The sequence below is a fragment of the Salipiger sp. PrR003 genome (assembly GCF_010500785.1).
Classification (GTDB): Bacteria; Pseudomonadota; Alphaproteobacteria; order Rhodobacterales; family Rhodobacteraceae; genus Salipiger; species Salipiger pacificus_A.
Window position 1 is genome coordinate 222,697 of the sequence record NZ_JAAGOV010000032.1, and the last position, 15,388, is coordinate 238,084.

At 68.4% G+C, this 15,388-nt stretch carries 16 protein-coding genes; 7 read left to right on the forward strand and 9 right to left on the reverse strand.

The genetic code is table 11. The features are described from left to right. Window positions 1-35: 35 nt before the first annotated feature. Complete coding sequence (locus G0D83_RS08685; RefSeq protein WP_370457194.1) at window positions 36-938, forward strand: lytic transglycosylase domain-containing protein; 903 nt, start codon at window positions 36-38, stop codon at window positions 936-938. Window positions 939-1,003: 65 nt separating this feature from the next. Continuing rightward, on the forward strand, window positions 1,004-1,396 hold the full coding sequence (locus G0D83_RS08690; RefSeq protein WP_164192136.1) for a hypothetical protein: 393 nt from the start codon (window positions 1,004-1,006) through the stop codon (window positions 1,394-1,396). A 97-nt stretch (window positions 1,397-1,493) separates the two neighbouring features. On the opposite strand, the gene xseA is transcribed toward G0D83_RS08690, so the two are convergent. Continuing rightward, entirely contained in the window at window positions 1,494-2,984 is a 1,491-nt protein-coding gene (gene xseA / locus G0D83_RS08695; protein WP_164192139.1) for an exodeoxyribonuclease VII large subunit, read from the reverse strand. Window positions 2,985-3,160: 176 nt separating this feature from the next. On the opposite strand from xseA, the gene purD reads away from it, so the two are divergent. Beyond that, on the forward strand, window positions 3,161-4,423 hold the full coding sequence (purD, locus tag G0D83_RS08700) for a phosphoribosylamine--glycine ligase (RefSeq protein ID WP_164192141.1): 1,263 nt from the start codon (window positions 3,161-3,163) through the stop codon (window positions 4,421-4,423). 83 nt (window positions 4,424-4,506) lie between these two features. Here purD and G0D83_RS08705 read toward each other — a convergent pair whose 3' ends face one another. Both G0D83_RS08705 and mgtE read right to left on the reverse strand, forming a co-directional pair. Then, window positions 4,507-5,070 carry a 5-formyltetrahydrofolate cyclo-ligase gene (locus G0D83_RS08705; protein WP_164192143.1) on the reverse strand — a complete coding sequence of 188 codons (564 nt, stop codon included), beginning with the start codon at window positions 5,068-5,070 and terminating at the stop codon, window positions 4,507-4,509. Then, window positions 5,067-6,461, reverse strand: a complete 1,395-nt coding sequence (gene mgtE, locus G0D83_RS08710; RefSeq protein WP_164192145.1) for a magnesium transporter — start codon at window positions 6,459-6,461, stop codon at window positions 5,067-5,069. The genes G0D83_RS08705 and mgtE overlap by 4 nt, the downstream gene beginning before the upstream one ends. A gap of 122 nt (window positions 6,462-6,583) precedes the next feature. Between mgtE and guaD the strand changes: the two genes are divergently transcribed. After that, on the forward strand, window positions 6,584-7,897 hold the full coding sequence (gene guaD, locus G0D83_RS08715) for a guanine deaminase (protein WP_164192147.1): 1,314 nt from the start codon (window positions 6,584-6,586) through the stop codon (window positions 7,895-7,897). Window positions 7,898-7,934: 37 nt separating this feature from the next. Here the strand turns inward: guaD and G0D83_RS08720 are convergent, their stop codons facing one another. The 5 genes from G0D83_RS08720 to G0D83_RS08740 all read right to left on the reverse strand — a co-directional run bounded on the left by G0D83_RS08720 (window position 7,935) and on the right by G0D83_RS08740 (window position 11,866). Continuing rightward, complete coding sequence (locus G0D83_RS08720) at window positions 7,935-8,525, reverse strand: CAP domain-containing protein (RefSeq protein WP_203595096.1); 591 nt, start codon at window positions 8,523-8,525, stop codon at window positions 7,935-7,937. A 97-nt stretch (window positions 8,526-8,622) separates the two neighbouring features. Beyond that, entirely contained in the window at window positions 8,623-9,102 is a 480-nt protein-coding gene (locus G0D83_RS08725; protein ID WP_164192151.1) for a CAP domain-containing protein, read from the reverse strand. 40 nt (window positions 9,103-9,142) lie between these two features. Then, complete coding sequence (locus tag G0D83_RS08730; RefSeq protein WP_164192153.1) at window positions 9,143-10,483, reverse strand: 8-oxoguanine deaminase; 1,341 nt, start codon at window positions 10,481-10,483, stop codon at window positions 9,143-9,145. A gap of 111 nt (window positions 10,484-10,594) precedes the next feature. Next, entirely contained in the window at window positions 10,595-11,422 is an 828-nt protein-coding gene (hisN, locus tag G0D83_RS08735; protein ID WP_108964899.1) for a histidinol-phosphatase, read from the reverse strand. 57 nt (window positions 11,423-11,479) lie between these two features. After that, window positions 11,480-11,866, reverse strand: a complete 387-nt coding sequence (locus tag G0D83_RS08740; RefSeq protein WP_108964898.1) for a helix-turn-helix domain-containing protein — start codon at window positions 11,864-11,866, stop codon at window positions 11,480-11,482. A 300-nt stretch (window positions 11,867-12,166) separates the two neighbouring features. Here G0D83_RS08740 and G0D83_RS08745 point away from each other — a divergent pair, with 300 nt between their 5' ends. Further along, the gene (locus G0D83_RS08745; RefSeq protein WP_108964897.1) at window positions 12,167-13,132 is read left to right on the forward strand and encodes an NADPH:quinone oxidoreductase family protein; all 966 of its coding nucleotides are present in this window, start codon (window positions 12,167-12,169) and stop codon (window positions 13,130-13,132) included. A gap of 3 nt (window positions 13,133-13,135) precedes the next feature. Here the strand turns inward: G0D83_RS08745 and G0D83_RS08750 are convergent, their stop codons facing one another. Then, window positions 13,136-14,008 (reverse strand): LysR family transcriptional regulator, encoded by an 873-nt coding sequence (locus tag G0D83_RS08750; protein ID WP_164192155.1) that lies wholly within the window; start codon window positions 14,006-14,008, stop codon window positions 13,136-13,138. A gap of 126 nt (window positions 14,009-14,134) precedes the next feature. Here G0D83_RS08750 and G0D83_RS08755 point away from each other — a divergent pair, with 126 nt between their 5' ends. Next, on the forward strand, window positions 14,135-14,359 hold the full coding sequence (locus G0D83_RS08755; protein WP_164192157.1) for a DUF1127 domain-containing protein: 225 nt from the start codon (window positions 14,135-14,137) through the stop codon (window positions 14,357-14,359). Window positions 14,360-14,588: 229 nt separating this feature from the next. Continuing rightward, window positions 14,589-15,332 (forward strand): Bax inhibitor-1/YccA family protein, encoded by a 744-nt coding sequence (locus G0D83_RS08760; RefSeq protein ID WP_108964894.1) that lies wholly within the window; start codon window positions 14,589-14,591, stop codon window positions 15,330-15,332. Window positions 15,333-15,388: the final 56 nt, after the last annotated feature.

Sequence of the window (15,388 nt, forward strand, 5' to 3'; positions counted from 1 at the left end):
CCCCGCGGCGCCTTCATGGGGGCATGTTGCGGGCCGTGTTTTTCCTTGTCCTCCTGCTTGCCGCGCCGCTGCTGCGGGCCGAGCCTCCCGCCCCGTCCGACGGCGCCCGGGAGCCGGGAACGCTCTGCTCGCCCGGCGCCTTCGGGCCTGTGCATTGCATCCGGCCCTCTTATTTCGTGCATGACACCTGCGAGGCGCTCGAGGAGCTCGCCCTGCGCAACGGGCTCGACCCCGGCTTCTTCGCCCGGCTCATCTGGCAAGAAAGCCGGTTCAACCCCAACGCCCTCAGCCCCGCCAACGCCCAGGGTATCGCCCAGTTCATCCCGTCGACCGCGAAGCTGCGCGGCCTCAAGGATCCCTACAACCCCGCAGAAGCGCTGGAATATTCGGCGCAATACCTCGGCGAGCTGACCCGTCGATACGGCAACCAGGGACTGGCGGCGGTGGCCTACAACGGCGGCGAGGCACGGGCCGACGGGCTGATGTCGCGGCGCGGCGGGCTGGCGCGCGAGACGATCAACTACGTGGCGATCGTCACCGGGCTCGCCGCCGAGACCTGGCGCGACACCCCGCCCGAGACCCATGACTTCCGGCTGCAGGGCGAAAAGCCCTTCCAGCAGGCCTGCCACGAGCTGGCGCGCGAGCGCAAGCTGACCAAATATCCCGAGGCCCGCCCCCCACTGCATCCTTGGGGCGTGCAGATCGCCTTCGGCACCACCCAGGACCGGGCGCTGGCGCAATTCCGCCGCCGCGCCAAGGCCTGCTCCGGCCCGATCAGCGGCGAGCAGCCCGAGCTGGTCTGGCAAAAAAGCCGCGCCAGCCCGCGGGGTGGCTACTGGATGGCGCGGATCGGGCGCGACGGTCGCACCGCAGCGGCACATCTCTGCGCAGAGCTTCGGCAATCGGGCTGCATCTGCGCCGTCTACCGCAATTCCTGAGCGCCCCCGGCGCGCGTGGCCACTTCTCCCTTTCGCCGCCGACCCTCCTCTGGCAGGCTGCACCCATGACACGCCTCGTGCTCCTCCTCTGCCTGCTTGCCAGCCCGCTCGCCGCCGCCCAGCCGATGAGCGCCGAGGAATTCGAGTCCTATGTCACCGGCAAGACGCTCTACTTCGGCAGCGGCGGCGCGCCCTACGGGGTCGAGCAATACCTGCCGGACCGCCGGGTGCGCTGGTCCTTCCTGGACGGCGAGTGCAAGGACGGCCGCTGGTACGCCGAGGCCCAGATGATCTGCTTCGTCTACGAGGACATGAACGCCCCGCAATGCTGGAGTTTCTACCGCGAGAGCGGCAAGCTGCGGGCGGTGTTTCAGAACGACCCGCAGAACACGGTGCTCTACGAGGCGCAGCAGGGCGACACGCCGATGCTGTGCTACGGGCCAGACACCGGCGTGTGAAGACGCCGCCTCGCCGATCGCGCGCACCGTCCGGCTGCATTCTATGGGCCGAGATATCCCTCGGCGCGGCGGGGGCCGAGCCCCGGGTCCCGCCCCCTCAGAACAGGCTCCCCTGCTCCGGCGCCTTGGCCTTCCTGGGCTTGCCCGAGGCCGCGCCGCCAATCTTCATCCGCCCGTCGGCAAATTCGATCTCTAGCCCGGCGGCCTCCTTCGCGGCGGAAGCCGTGGTCAGCACCTGCCCGCCCTCGCCGCGCACCACCGCGTAGCCGCGCGCCAGCGTGCCCTTGTAGCTCAGCGTTTGCAGCAGACGGTCAAGCCCGTCGAGCTTGCCCCGGGGCTCCTCGACCCTGCGTGTGCCAGCATCGTCGAGCCGCTTGCCGAGCGCGCGCAGCCGGTCGGCCCCGAGCGCGATCTCGCGCTGGATTGGCCGGATCGACAGCCGGTCGGCGCGGCGCCCCAGCGCCTCGGCGCGGGTGGCAAGCATGCGGCTCAGCAGCCCCGGGCGCAGCGCCCCGGCGGGCTGCGAGAGCGCCAGCCGGCGCCGGTCGACCCCGCGGATCAGCGCCTGCGGCAGCCGGTCCGACAGCAGGTCGAGCCGCTGGCGCGGCTGGTCCAGAAGCGTCTCGGCCCGCGGCAATGCCCGGGCCAGATCGCGCAGCCGCTGGCCACGCACCTCGAGCCGGTGGCTGAGCGCGCGGGTCAGCCGCAGCTGCCCCTCCCCGGTCCGCGCCAGAAGCTCCATGCGCACGGGCACCGCCATCTCGGCGGCGGCGGTTGGCGTCGGCGCGCGGCGGTCCGAGACGAAGTCGATGAGCGTGGTGTCGGTCTCATGCCCCACCGCCGAGATCAGCGGGATCTTCGAGGCCGCGGCCGCCCGCGCCACGATTTCTTCGTTGAAGCCCCAGAGATCCTCCACCGAGCCGCCGCCCCGGGCGACGATCAGCAGATCGGGCCGCGGCAGCGCGCCGCCCGGGCTGAGCGCGTTGAACCCCTCGATGGCCCGGGCGACCTCGGCGGCCGAACTCTTGCCCTGCACCGCGACGGGCCAGATCAGCACCTTGCGCGGGAACCGCTCGCGCAGCCGGTGCAGGATATCGCGGATCACCGCGCCCGAGGGCGAGGTGACCACGCCGATGATCTCGGGAAGGAAGGGCAGCGGCTTCTTGCGGGCGGGATCAAAAAGCCCCTCGGCCTGCAGCATCGCCTTACGCTTTTCCAGCATCGCCATGAGCGCGCCAAGCCCGGCGGGGCGCATGTCCTCGATGATGATCTGGTAGCGCGACTGGCCGGGATAGGTGGTCAGCCGCCCGGTGGCGATCACCTCCATGCCTTCCTCGGGCTGCATCTCGAGCTTGCCGGCGACGCCGCGCCAGACGATGCCCGAGATCACCGACTTGTCGTCCTTGAGGTCAAGGTAGAGATGCCCCGAGCGCGGCCGCGAAATCCGCCCCAGCTCGCCGCGCACCCGCACGAAGCCGAACTCGCCCTCGATCACCCGTTTCACCGCGCCTGACAGCTCCGAGACGGTGAACTCGGGCATGTTGCCGTCGCCTGCATCCCCGGGGGTATCGTCTTCGAAAAGGTCCATGGTGCCCGTCTTGCCCCGTCTTGCCGTAAGTGCCCTGTCCGGGCTGGTCCGCCCGCGCTTTGCCCAGACTAGCGCCCGGTGGCGCCAAGGGAAAGGTGGGCGCGTCCTGCCGTCTTGCCAGATCCCCCCGCCGCCGGTAGGAAGCCCGCGATCCTTACCTTGAAAGAGCGGGCCCCATGAACATCCTCATCCTCGGCGGCGGCGGTCGCGAACATGCCCTGGCCTGGGCCGTGATGCAGAACCCCAAGTGCGACAAACTGATCGTCGCGCCGGGCAATGCCGGGATCGCGCAGATCGCCGAATGCGCCTCGCTCGACGTCGAGGACGGCGGCGCGGTGGCGGAATTCGCCGGTGAGAACGCCATCGACCTCGTCATCGTCGGCCCCGAGGCGCCGCTCGCCGCGGGCGTTGCCGACCGGCTGCGCGAGGCGGGCGTGCTGGTCTTCGGCCCCTCCAAGGAGGCTGCCCGGCTCGAGGCCTCGAAAAGCTTCACCAAGGAAATCTGCGACGCCGCCAAGGCGCCCACCGCCGGCTACGGCCACTTCACCGACGCCGCAAGCGCCAAGGCGCACGTGCGCGCCCAGGGCGCGCCGATCGTGGTCAAGGCCGACGGGCTCGCCGCCGGCAAGGGCGTGATCATCGCCGAGACCGTGGCGCAGGCCGAAGAAGCGATCGACGACATGTTCGGCGGCGCCTTCGGCGGGGCCGGCGCCGAGGTGGTGATCGAGGAGTTCATGACCGGCGAGGAGGCGTCCTACTTCGTGCTGGTCGACGGGACCGACGTGCTGCCCATCGGCACCGCGCAGGACCACAAGCGCGTCGGCGAGGGCGACACCGGTCCCAACACCGGCGGCATGGGCGCCTATTCCCCCGCCCCGGTTCTCTCGGACGAGGTGGCGCAAAAGGCGCTCGACGAAATCGTCCGCCCCACCATGGCCGAGATGGCGCGCCGCGGCACGCCCTACCAGGGCGTGCTTTACGTCGGCCTGATGATCGAAAACGGACAGCCGCGCCTCGTGGAATACAACGTCCGCTTCGGCGATCCCGAGTGCCAGGTGTTGATGATGCGCCTTGGTGGTCAGGTGCTGGACCTGCTGCACGCCTGCGCCGAGGGCCGACTGGCCGAGGCCAAGGTGACCTGGGCCGACGATCACGCGATGACCGTGGTGATGGCCGCCGAGGGCTACCCGGGCGCCTACGAGAAGGGCACGATGATCTCCGGGCTCGAGGGCCTGCCCGAGGACAGCTTCACCCAGATGTTCCACGCCGGCACCGCCGAGAAGGACGGCAAGATCGTCGCCACCGGCGGCAGGGTGCTGAACGCCACCGCCCGCGGCGCCACGCTCGCCGAGGCGCAGGCGCGTGCCTATGCGCTGGTGGATGCCGTGGACTGGCCCGAAGGGTTCTGCCGGCGCGACATCGGCTGGCGGGCGCTCTGACACCGGCGCTCCCGGCACAGCCGTGAAACCGGGGCGTACCGGCATCTGCCGCGCCCCACACTGGCCTGCCTCGCGGGGCGCGCTCAGCCTCGGCTCGGCGCGATCACCTCGGTCGGGGTCACGATCATGTCGAGCGGCGCGTCGGTGGGCTCGAGCGGGACCTGCCCTGCCTCCTGCGCCGCGTAGGCAAACCCGATGGCCAGCGTCGGGCGCGCAGCGCGCAGCGCCGCAAGCGTGCGGTCGTAGAAACCGCCGCCATAGCCCAGCCGATGGCCGTCCCGGGTGAAGGCCAGCAGCGGAACGATGAGGATCTCGGGCGTCACGAACTCGGGGTACTCCGGGATCATCGCGCCGAAGGCGCCGGGCACCAGCGCCATGTCGGGCTCCCAGCGGGCAAAGCGCAGCGGTGCACCGCGCGCCTCGATCACCGGGATCGCTACCGGACCATGCGCCGCCGCCTCGGCCATGGCGGGCAGCGGGTCGATCTCGGAGCGGATCGGCATGTAGCCCGAGAGCGGCACGCCGCGGTAGCCCGCCAGCACCGAGCTCAACATCCCTGCGCCAGCCCCCGCATCGGCCGCATGGGCCTCGGTGCGGCGCCGCGCCGCCTCGGCGCGGGCGGCGCGCTTGGCCTCGTCGAGGTTCACAGCAGCACCGCCTGCGCCAGCCCGAGGAAGGCGAAGAACCCGACCACGTCGGTCACAGTGGTCACGAAGGTGCCGGAGGCCAGCGCCGGGTCGACATTGAATTTCTCGAGCACCACGGGCACCGCGATCCCCGCCAGCCCGGCGACGACAAGGTTGATGACCATCGCCGCGGCGATCACGACCGCCAGCATCGCACTGCCGAACCAGAGGTATTCCAGAACCCCCATCACAAGCGCAAAGCTGACGCCATTGATCAGCCCGACCATCAGCTCACGCCGGATCACCCGCCAGAGGTTGGCGCTGGTCAAATCCTTGGTCGCCAGCGCGCGCACGGCCACGGTCAACGACTGCGTGCCGGCATTGCCGCCCATCGACGCGACGATCGGCATCAGCACCGCCAGCGCCACCAGCTGGCTGATCGTACCTTCGAACTGGGCGATCACCAGCGACGCGAGGATCGCCGTCATCAGGTTCACCCCCAGCCACGGCAGACGCTGCCGGGTGGTCTCGATCACGCTGTCCGAAATGCGGCTCTCGTCGCCGACCCCGGCGAGGCGCAGGATGTCCTCCTCGTGCTCCTCATCGAGCACGGCCATGGCGTCGTCGATGGTGATCACCCCGACCAGCCGCTCGTTCTCGTCCACGACCGGGGCCGAGATCAGGTGGTACTGATTGAAGGCATAGGCAACATCGGCTTCGGGCCGGGTCACCGGGATGACATGGAAGGTTTCCTCGACCAGTGATTTCAGCAGAACCTCGCGCCGCGAGGCCATCAACTTGCCCAGCGTCACGTTGCCCACCGGGCGCAGCTTCGGATCGACGAGGATGATGTGGTAGAACTGTTCCGGCAGATCGTCCGAGCTGCGCAGGAAATCGATCGCCTCGCCGACGTTCCAATGCTCGGGGGCCATGACCACCTCGCGCTGCATCAGGCGGCCGGCGGAATACTCCGGGTAGGTCAGCGATTTCTCGACCGCGACCCTGTCGCTGTCCTCGAGCACATCGAGGATCGCATCCTGCTGATCCTGGTCGAGGTCTTCCAAAAGGTCGACCACGTCGTCGGAATCGAGCTCGCGCACCGCGTCGGCGAGCACCTCGGGGGTCAGCGCCCGGATCACCTCTTCGCGGATCGACTCGTCGAGTTCCGACAGGATCTCGCCGTCGAACTCCTTGTCGTAGAGCTTGATCAGCCGCATCCGGTCGTAGGCGTTGATCTGCTCGAGAAGGTCGGCGATGTCGGCCGCGTGCAGCGGCTCCATCAGCGCGACGAGCTGTTCGCGGTCGCCGACATCCACTGCATAGAGGATCGCCGAGACCACCTTGCGTTCCAGCGGGTTGGTCTCGTCTTCGCGGGTGTCTTCCGTCGCCGGGTTTCCGGTCTCTTCGGTCATGCCTGCCCCGTTGAATGCCGTTCGCGCAAACCTTAGGGGATTGCGCGAACGAGCAACAGAGGCGCATTGCGCTTGACCTTGGCCGCCCGCATCCTAGGCCGGTCGCAACCACGAGGACCGACATGGCCCCCACCAGCCCCACCCCCCTTTCGCCGACCCTGCACCTCGGGCAGACCCTGCGCTTCACCGGCTCGCCCTTCACCGAAGGGGTCGAGGCGGCGCGCCACGAGCCTGCCGGGGCGCTGCTGGTCGAGGACGGGGTGATTCGAGAGATCGGCACCGCCGAGACGCTGCGTGCCGCGCATCCCGCCGCGCGGGTGGTGGACCATGGCGAGGCGCTGATCGTGCCGGGCTTCGTCGACGCGCACGCGCATTACCCGCAGACCGGGATGATCGCGAGCTGGGGCAAGCGGCTGATCGACTGGCTCAACCACTACACCTTCCCCACCGAGGCGCGTTTTGCCGAGCGCGCCTACGCCGACGAGATCGCCGGGCGCTATCTTGATCTGCTGCTGGCGCATGGGACCACCTCGGTCTGCTCCTATTGCACGATCCACCCCGAGTCCGTCGAGGCGCTGTTCAGCGCCGCCGAGGCGCGCGGGATGCGGGTCTTCGCCGGCAAGACCTGCATGGACCGCGACACCGCGCCCGAGTTCCTGCGGGACAGCGCGCAATCGGCCTATGACGACAGCAAGGCGCTGCTCGAGCGCTGGCACGGCCGGGGGCGGGCAGAATATGTGATCACCCCGCGATTCTCGCCGACCTCGACCCCCGGGCAGCTGCAGGCGCTCGGCGCGCTCTGGGCCGAGCACCCCGAGGTGCTGATGCAGACGCACCTTTCCGAGCAGACCGACGAGATCGCCTGGGTGAAATCGCTCTACCCGCAGGCGCGCGACTATCTCGACACCTACGAGGCCTACGGGCTGCTGGGCGAGCGAGGCCTCTACGGCCACGCCATCCATCTCGAGCCGCGCGAGCATGCGCGGTTGAAAGAGGTCAACGCGGCGCTGGTGCATTGCCCGACCTCGAACACCTTCATCGGCTCGGGGCTCTTCGACATGGACGGGCTGACCAAGGCAGGGCTGCGGGTGGGGCTGGCCACCGACACCGGCGGCGGCTCGTCCTTTTCCATGCTGCGCACCATGGCTGCAGCCTACGAGGTGGCGCAGCTGCGCCATCACCCGCTGCACCCCTCGGCGCTGCTGTGGCTGGCGACGCAGGGCTCGGCGATGGCGCTGATGGCCGAGGACCGGATCGGCAACCTCGCGCCGGGGCTCGAGGCCGATTTCACCGTGCTCGACCTGGCCTCAACCCCGGCCATCGCGCAGCGGGTGGCACAGGCTGACGACATCTGGGAGGCGCTCTTCCCGACCATGATGATGGGCGACGACCGGGCGGTGCGGGCCACCTACGTGGCCGGAAGGCAGATGATCTGACACTCGGAGCCGGGGCGCCTCCCGCGCGCCCTTGGTCCTACTTGCGCACGCCCATGACCAGCGTCCAGTAGCGGCCGTTCTGCGCGAGGCCGAACTCGCGCACATCCGTGCGCAGCATGGCCGCGCGGTGCGAAGATGACTTGGCCCAGAGCTCCATCGCGCTGTCGATGCCGAGCGGGGTCATGGCAACGTTTTCCGAGACATGGCGGTAGTCGTATCCCGCCGCCCGCGCGCGCGCGCCGACGCGGCTGCCGTCGCTGCCGACGTGGCTCATCTTGTTCATCCGCGCCATGTCATCGGAATGGGCCTGCGCGGCGCGCTGCAGCTGCGCCGAGCGGGTCAGCGGTGCCAGCCCCTGCGCCCGGCGCCAGCCGTTGAAGACCGCCGCGGCCTCGGCCTGCGAACTCTGCACCACCTGCGACGGCGCGCGCCGCAGCTCGTAGATGCTCGCCCCTTCGACCTGGCCGCGGGCGGCAGGCTGGTTGGCCACGGCCACCGGCTTTGATGCGGGCTTTGACACCGGCTTTGACACGGACGTCGCAACCACGCCGGGTTGCGCGCGCACATCGACGCAGGCGGCAAGCGCCAGCGGCAGCAGGGTCAGGGCAAGCCACTTGGGCAGTTTCATCAGCACTCTCCGGTCCTTCAGGCCCTGCATATAGATGGCGCGGAGGCGACGCCCGGCAAGCCTGCGCCGCGCCGGAGCCGCCTGCCCGCAGCGCGGGTCATTTCACCCGGGCGACCACCATGACCCAGTAGTCGCCGGTCCCCGCGATGCCATACTCCTTCACATCCTCCATGAGCATGTTTGACAGGTGCGGCGGAGAGTTGGTCCAGATCTCCATCGCCCGACCCAGCCCGCGGCCGGTTTCGGCGATGTTCTCGGCGCCGCGCCGGAGGTTGTAGCCGCGGCGCTGGATGCGCTCGCCGATGGTGCTGCCGTCGCTGCCGGTATGGGTCATCTCGTTCATTCGCGCCATGTCGTCGGCATGGCCCTGCGCCACTTTCTGCAGCACCGGCGAATAGCTCAGGGGCGCCAGCCCTCGGCTCTCGCGGAGCGCGTTGAGCTGCGCCCCCGAGGGGTTTTCGAGGAAGCGCGCGGGCTCGCCCCCGGTGTCGGTCTGCGGCAGCGGCACCACCACGCAGGCGCAGAGCGCCGCGCAAAGGGCAAGCGGCAGCAGTCGGGCAGTCAGCGCAGGTCGCATGAAAATCCTCCGGTCGTATGTGTTCCCCTCAGGACCGGGTTCAGCCGAACCCGGCGAGCGTCCGCGCCATTTCCCCGTGGCGGCGCAGCGCGGCCTCAATGTCTATCGTCGCGATGCGTCCGCCACGCACCACCTGCCGCCCCTCGACAAAAAGGTGCCGCACCTGTTGCGGTCCTGCCAGCAGCAGCGCCGCCGGATCCCAGGATCCGGCGCTTCCGAGCCCGCTGACATCCCAAAGCGCCAGATCGGCGCGCATGCCGATGACAACCTGCCCGCAATCGTTGCGGCCCAGCACCTCGGCCCCGCCCCGCGTCGCCACCCGCAGGGCCGCACGCGCGCTCATCGCGTCGGCGCCGTGCTGCACCCGCTGGAGCAGCATCGCCTGCCGAGCCTCGCCGACGAGGTTTGCCATGTCGTTGCTCGCCGACCCATCGACACCCAGCCCGACCTTCACCCCCGCATCCAGCATCGCGCGCACCGGCGCAATGCCCGAGCCGAGGCGGCAGTTGGAGCAGGGGCAATGCGCCACGCCGGTGCGGGTGGCGGCGAACAGGTCGATCTCCTGCCCGTCGAGCTTCACGCAATGGGCGTGCCAGACGTCCGGGCCGGTCCAGCCCAGGTCCTCGGCGTATTGCCCCGGGCGGCAACCGAATTTCTCGAGCGAATAGGCCACGTCCTCGTCGTTCTCGGCAAGGTGCGTGTGCATCATCACCCCCTTGTCGCGGGCGAGGATGGCGCTGTCGCGCATCAGCTCGCGGCTCACCGAGAACGGCGAGCACGGCGCGACGCCGACCCGCACCATGGCGCCCTCCGAAGGGTCGTGGAAAGCGTCGATCACCCGGATGCAATCCTCGAGGATGGCGCTCTCCTGTTCGACCAGCGAGTCCGGCGGTAGCCCGCCCTCGCTGACGCCAATGCTCATGCTGCCGCGCGTGGCATGGAAGCGCACGCCCAGGTCCTCGGCTGCGGCGATGCTGTCATCGAGCCGCGCGCCGTTGGGATAGAGATAGAGGTGGTCGGAACTCAGCGTGCATCCCGAGAGCGCCAGTTCCGCCAGCCCGACCTGCGCCGAGACGTAGAATTCCTCGGGCCCGAAGCGCTCCCAGATCGGATAAAGCGTCTGCAGCCAACCAAAGAGCAGCGCGTCCTGCCCGCCGGGCACGGCCTTGGTCAGCCCCTGGTAGAGATGGTGATGGGTGTTGACGAGGCCCGGTGTCACCACGCAATGACGCGCATCGACGATCTCGCCCTCGGTCTCGAGCCGAGGGCCGATCTCGGCGATCACCCCGTCGCGCAGCAGGATGTCGACATCCGCTAGCTCGGTCCCGGCATCATCCATGGTCAGGACAGTGCGCGCGTTGCGGATCAGGATTTCACTCATCTTGGGGCTCCTCGGGTGGATAGCGCCACCCTGCCCCTTCGGGGCATCGAAGGAAAGGCTGACCCCGGATGAGGCTGTTTCGGGATTTGCCGAAGAATGCGCGCCGCGCCCTCAGCCGTTCAGCAGCGCCAGCGCGGCGGCGTGGATCTCGGCATTGGCGGCGGCCAGCACCTGACCGCCCTCATGGGCCTTGCCGCCCTGCCAGTCGGTGACCAGGCCCCCCGCCGCCTCGATCACCGCGATCGGCGCCTGCACGTCATAGGCCTGCAACCCGGCCTCGATCACCAGGTCGATCTGCCCGGCGGCGAGCAGCGCATAGGCGTAGCAATCCATGCCGTAGCGGGTGAGCCGCGCCTGCGCCGACACCCGGCGGAAGGCGGCGGCCTCGGCCTCGGTGCCGACCTCGGGGAAGGTGGTGAAGAGGATCGCCTCGGAGAGCGGCCGCGCCGGCCGGGACGCCAGCGGACGCGCACCCAGCGGGCCGGACCAGACGGCACGTCCAAGCCCCCCCTCGAAGCGCTCGGAGGTATAGGGCTGGTCGATCACCCCCAGAACCGGGCCCGAGGCATCCGACAGCGCGATCAGCACACCCCAGGTCGGCGTGCCCGACAGGAACCCGCGGGTGCCGTCGATCGGATCGAGCACCCAGGTCAGCCCGCTCTCGCCCGACTCGTGGCCGTATTCCTCGCCGAGGATCGCATCCATCGGACGGCGCGCCGCCAAGACGGCGCGCATCGCCTGCTCGGCGGCGCGGTCGGCGACGGTCACCGGGTCGAACCCCTCGGAGAGCTTGTTGTCCGCGCCAAGCCCCTCGGCGCGGAAATGCGGCAGGATTGCCGCGCGCGCGGCCTCGGCCATCTCGGCGGCGGTCTGCCAGAGCTCTTCGGCCAAGTCTGCGGAAATCAAGTCTGCGGAAATTCCGGTGGAAGTCTCAGCCATGACGGCCCCCTGCTGCGCGATCCTACCGGATCCAGCTAACGCAGGGGGCTCCAAGGCTCAAGCGACGTCCGAGAGCACCCGGGCCAATTCAAACAGGCGGCGGCGCTGGTTCTCGGGGATCGCGTAGTAGGAACGCACCAGGTCGAGCGCCTCCTTGTCGCCGAGGATGTCGGCGGGCATGGATGGGCTGGCGGGCGTGGCGGTCGTCTCGTCGGCGGACTGGCCGCTCTCGATCCCCTCGAAGAAGAAGCTCACCGGCACCTCGAGGGCGTCGGCGATATCCCACAACCGGGACGCGCTGACGCGGTTCGCACCGGTTTCGTACTTCTGGATCTGCTGAAACTTGATACCGACATGTTCTGCGAGTTGCTGCTGCGTCATTCCGACAAGCCAGCGGCGGTGACGAATGCGTTTACCCACATGCACGTCCACGGGATGCGTCATCGTTTCTTCCTTTCACTCGCCCTGCGAAAAAATGCAGAGCACCAACAAAAAAACCGACCGCTCACAGCAGCGGCCGGAGCCACACTTTTTACGTGAACAAAAGCTACCTTGCTTGTTTGATGCAGATCAAGTGAGTTGCGCCGCTGCCGATGAGCGTCACGGAGGTAATTCACTCCACGGTTGTAAATCCAAACAATGACTTAACGTCGCTTTCTGTGCTTTCACATTTTTGCCAAGTTCTGAGCGCGACAAGCCGTTACCAAAGCGGGCAAACCCGAAACCTATACCGAGGGATATGTAATGCTAGCCTATCGGATTGACTCGTTTGGCACGCCACCGAATCTCATCGAGACGCCCCTTCCAGTGCCGGGCGCCGGGCAGATTCGCCTCCGGATCGAGGCCTGCGGACTGAACTTTGCCGATCTTCTGATGATCGAGGGCCGCTACCAGGACACGCCCGAGCCGCCCTTCACCCTCGGGATGGAGGTCGCCGGAGTGGTCGATGCCGTCGGTCCCGGCGTCCAGCATCCCCACCCCGGAGACCGCGTTGCGCTCTTTGGCGGCCAGGGCGGGCTGGCGGAATACGGCGTCTTCGAGGCCGCCCGCGCCGTGCCCCTGCCCGAGAGCATGTCCAGCACCGTCGCCGCAGGGTTCCAGATCGCCTATGGCACCAGCCACCTTGCGCTGGACCACCGCGCCCGGCTGCAGCCCGGCGAGACGCTGCTGGTGCTCGGCGCGGCGGGCGGCGTTGGCCTCACCGCGGTCGAGATCGGCAAGCTGATGGGCGCGCGGGTCATCGCCTGCGCCCGCGGGCCGGAAAAGCTCGAGGTCGCGCGCCGCGCCGGGGCCGATCACCTGATCGACGCGACCGATGCAGACCTGCGCGCCGAGGTTAAGGCGCTTGGCGGCGCCGACGTGGTCTATGATGCCGTTGGCGGCGCGCAGTTCGACGCCGCCTTCCGCGCCTGCAATCCCGAGGCGCGCCTGCTGACCATCGGCTTCGCCAGTGGCACCGTCCCGCAGATCAAGGCCAACCACCTGCTGGTCAAGAACCTCACCGTCATGGGGCTCTACTGGGGCGGCTACCTCACCTTCCGCCCCGAAGCGCTGACCGGCTCGCTGGCGCAACTCTTCGCCTGGCACGCCGAGGGCAAGCTGCAGCCGCACATCAGCCACGTTTTGCCGCTGTCCGCCGTCGCCGAGGGGCTCGATCTGCTGCGCAACCGCACCTCGACCGGCAAGGTGGTGATCGAGATCCCCGGCTGAGCCCTATTCCGCCGCCAGCTCGGGGCGGCGGCGCAGGGTGCAGAACTCGCTGCGCAGCATCTCCAGCATCGGCGCGATGATCTGCGGCTTGGCGGCCGAGCCATAAAGGCAGATCTGCTGCAGCCCGAGGTCCGGCAGCACCCCCTGCGGGATCATCTCGAAATGCTGCGGCGCGTGCCCCTCGAGGATCGGCGTGACCGCAAGATCGGCCGAGACCGAGACCTCGATGGTCCGGTCCATCTCGGAATCCACCGCCAGCTCCCAGTCGAGCCCCTCGCGCTCCATCTGCGCGATGGCGACGGGCCGGAAGCCGCAGCGGCGCGAAAAGGCAATCCGCAGCGGCTTGCTCCGCCAGGCGGTGCCGCCCGGCGCGCCGAACCAGCGCAGCGGCACCTCGAGAAGCGCCTCACCGCCCTCGCCCGGCGCGCTCTCGGTGGTGAGGATCACGTCGATGGCGCCGCGGGCGAACTGTTCCTTGAGATCCGAGGTATAGGAGCTGATCAGCTGTACCCGCACCCGCGGGTAATCGCGCTGCATCCGCTTCATGATCCGCGGGATCACGGGGTAGACGATGTCATGCGGCACGCCGAGCACGATCTCCCCCTCCCATTCCTGCCGGGTGAGCCGAGCATAGATCTCGTCGTTCATCTCGACCATGCGGCGCGCGTATTTTAGCAGCTGCTCGCCGGCGGGCGTCAGCGCCACGCCCCGCCCCGAGCGGTCGAGCAACGCCAGCCCCAGCATCTCCTCGAGCCGCTTGAGCTGCATCGAGACCGCCGATTGCGTCAGGTTCAGAAAGCCCGCGGCGCGGGTCACCCCGCCGGCATCCGCCACCGCCACGAACGAGCGCAGGGTCGTCAGATCGAGGTTTCGCATACATCAAGCTCCGTGATGATTTGCTTCAGGAACATTCGTTTTACAGATATTCCCCCTCGCAGCATAACTCATCACACAGCAACATGGAAACACCCAAACACATCAGTATATGTGAAGGATAGCCTCATGCCCCGTGATATCGCCCTGCCCCGCGCCCGGATCGGGCACCGCCCGCTGCGCCGCGCGTCCCTGCTGACCCGTTTTGTCGCGCTGCTCGGCCTTTCCCGCCAGCGCCGCAAGCTCGCCGAGCTCGACGATCATCTGCTGCGCGATCTGGGTCTGACCAGGCGTCAGGCACTGGAAGAGGCCAAGCGCGGCTTCTGGGACGCGCCGAGCCACTGGCGCCTCTGAGCCCTGCCGCAAGCCCCTCGCGCCATTTCGCTTTTCGGGCCGCTCCCCCCGGGGCCCGCACTGCCCTCTCCGCCGCCGCCCCGCCGCGGCTGAACGGAGAGGGCAATTTTAGTTCATAAACAGTCTCTTTTACGCATCGCCCTTCTTGAAAAGAAGCAAGCCGCTGCCAATATCGGACCCGAACAGTTATACTGCTGCTGCACATATTCAACTCGGAGGACACGACCCGATGGCAGACTTGAACACAATCCGGACCCACGGCGCGGCTGGCGCACGCGCGGCCCAGATTGACGCGGGGCTCCGCGCGCACATGAACAAGGTCTATGCGACCATGTCCGTGGGCATGCTGCTGACCTTCGCAGTCGCCTGGGCCGTCGGCACGAGCCCTAATCTTCTGGCGGTCTTCCGCGACCCGATGACCCTTCAGCCGAACATCCTCGGCTGGATCGTCATGTTTGCACCGCTGATCATGGTCTTCGCCTTCGGCGCGGCCCTCCAGCGCCTGTCCGCCGCCGGCGCGCAGCTCTTCTTCTATGCCTTCGCGGCGGTGATGGGCCTGTCGCTGAGCTGGATCTTCGTGGCCTTCACCGGCTTCTCGATCGCCCAGGTCTTCCTGGTGACCGCGATCGCCTTCGCCGGCCTGTCGCTCTGGGGCTACACCACGAAGAAGGACATCTCCGGCTGGGGTTCGTTCCTCATCATGGGCGTGATCGGCATCCTCGTGGCCTCGATCATCAACATCTTCCTCGGCTCGCCGGCGATCCACTTCGCCATCTCGATCCTGGGTGTGCTGATCTTCGCCGGCCTGACCGCCTATGACACGCAGAACATCAAGAACACCTACATCCAGCACGCCGCCAGCGGCGACAGCGAATGGCTCGCCAAGTCGGCCATCGTCGGCGCGCTGAACCTCTACATGGACTTCATCAACCTGTTCATGTTCCTGCTGCAGCTGATGGGCAACCGCGAGTAATCGCGCCGCCAGCACCGGCATCCCGGCCCCGCCAGACCCCGGTCTGGCGGGGCTTT

Excerpts from the sequence above, each read along its gene's own strand:
- G0D83_RS08730 (WP_164192153.1), bottom strand. The coding sequence starts at position 10,483 with ATGAGTGAAATCCTGATCCGCAACGCGCGCACTGTCCTGACCATGGAT.
- guaD (WP_164192147.1), top strand. The coding sequence starts at position 6,584 with ATGGCCCCCACCAGCCCCACCCCCCTTTCGCCGACCCTGCACCTCGGG.
- G0D83_RS08690 (WP_164192136.1), top strand. The coding sequence starts at position 1,004 with ATGACACGCCTCGTGCTCCTCCTCTGCCTGCTTGCCAGCCCGCTCGCC.
- purD (WP_164192141.1), top strand. The coding sequence starts at position 3,161 with ATGAACATCCTCATCCTCGGCGGCGGCGGTCGCGAACATGCCCTGGCC.
- G0D83_RS08745 (WP_108964897.1), top strand. The coding sequence starts at position 12,167 with ATGCTAGCCTATCGGATTGACTCGTTTGGCACGCCACCGAATCTCATC.
- G0D83_RS08755 (WP_164192157.1), top strand. The coding sequence starts at position 14,135 with ATGCCCCGTGATATCGCCCTGCCCCGCGCCCGGATCGGGCACCGCCCG.
- xseA (WP_164192139.1), bottom strand. The coding sequence starts at position 2,984 with ATGGACCTTTTCGAAGACGATACCCCCGGGGATGCAGGCGACGGCAAC.
- G0D83_RS08740 (WP_108964898.1), bottom strand. The coding sequence starts at position 11,866 with ATGACGCATCCCGTGGACGTGCATGTGGGTAAACGCATTCGTCACCGC.
- G0D83_RS08760 (WP_108964894.1), top strand. The coding sequence starts at position 14,589 with ATGGCAGACTTGAACACAATCCGGACCCACGGCGCGGCTGGCGCACGC.
- G0D83_RS08750 (WP_164192155.1), bottom strand. The coding sequence starts at position 14,008 with ATGCGAAACCTCGATCTGACGACCCTGCGCTCGTTCGTGGCGGTGGCG.
- hisN (WP_108964899.1), bottom strand. The coding sequence starts at position 11,422 with ATGGCTGAGACTTCCACCGGAATTTCCGCAGACTTGATTTCCGCAGAC.
- G0D83_RS08720 (WP_203595096.1), bottom strand. The coding sequence starts at position 8,525 with ATGAAACTGCCCAAGTGGCTTGCCCTGACCCTGCTGCCGCTGGCGCTT.
- G0D83_RS08725 (WP_164192151.1), bottom strand. The coding sequence starts at position 9,102 with ATGCGACCTGCGCTGACTGCCCGACTGCTGCCGCTTGCCCTTTGCGCG.
- mgtE (WP_164192145.1), bottom strand. The coding sequence starts at position 6,461 with ATGACCGAAGAGACCGGAAACCCGGCGACGGAAGACACCCGCGAAGAC.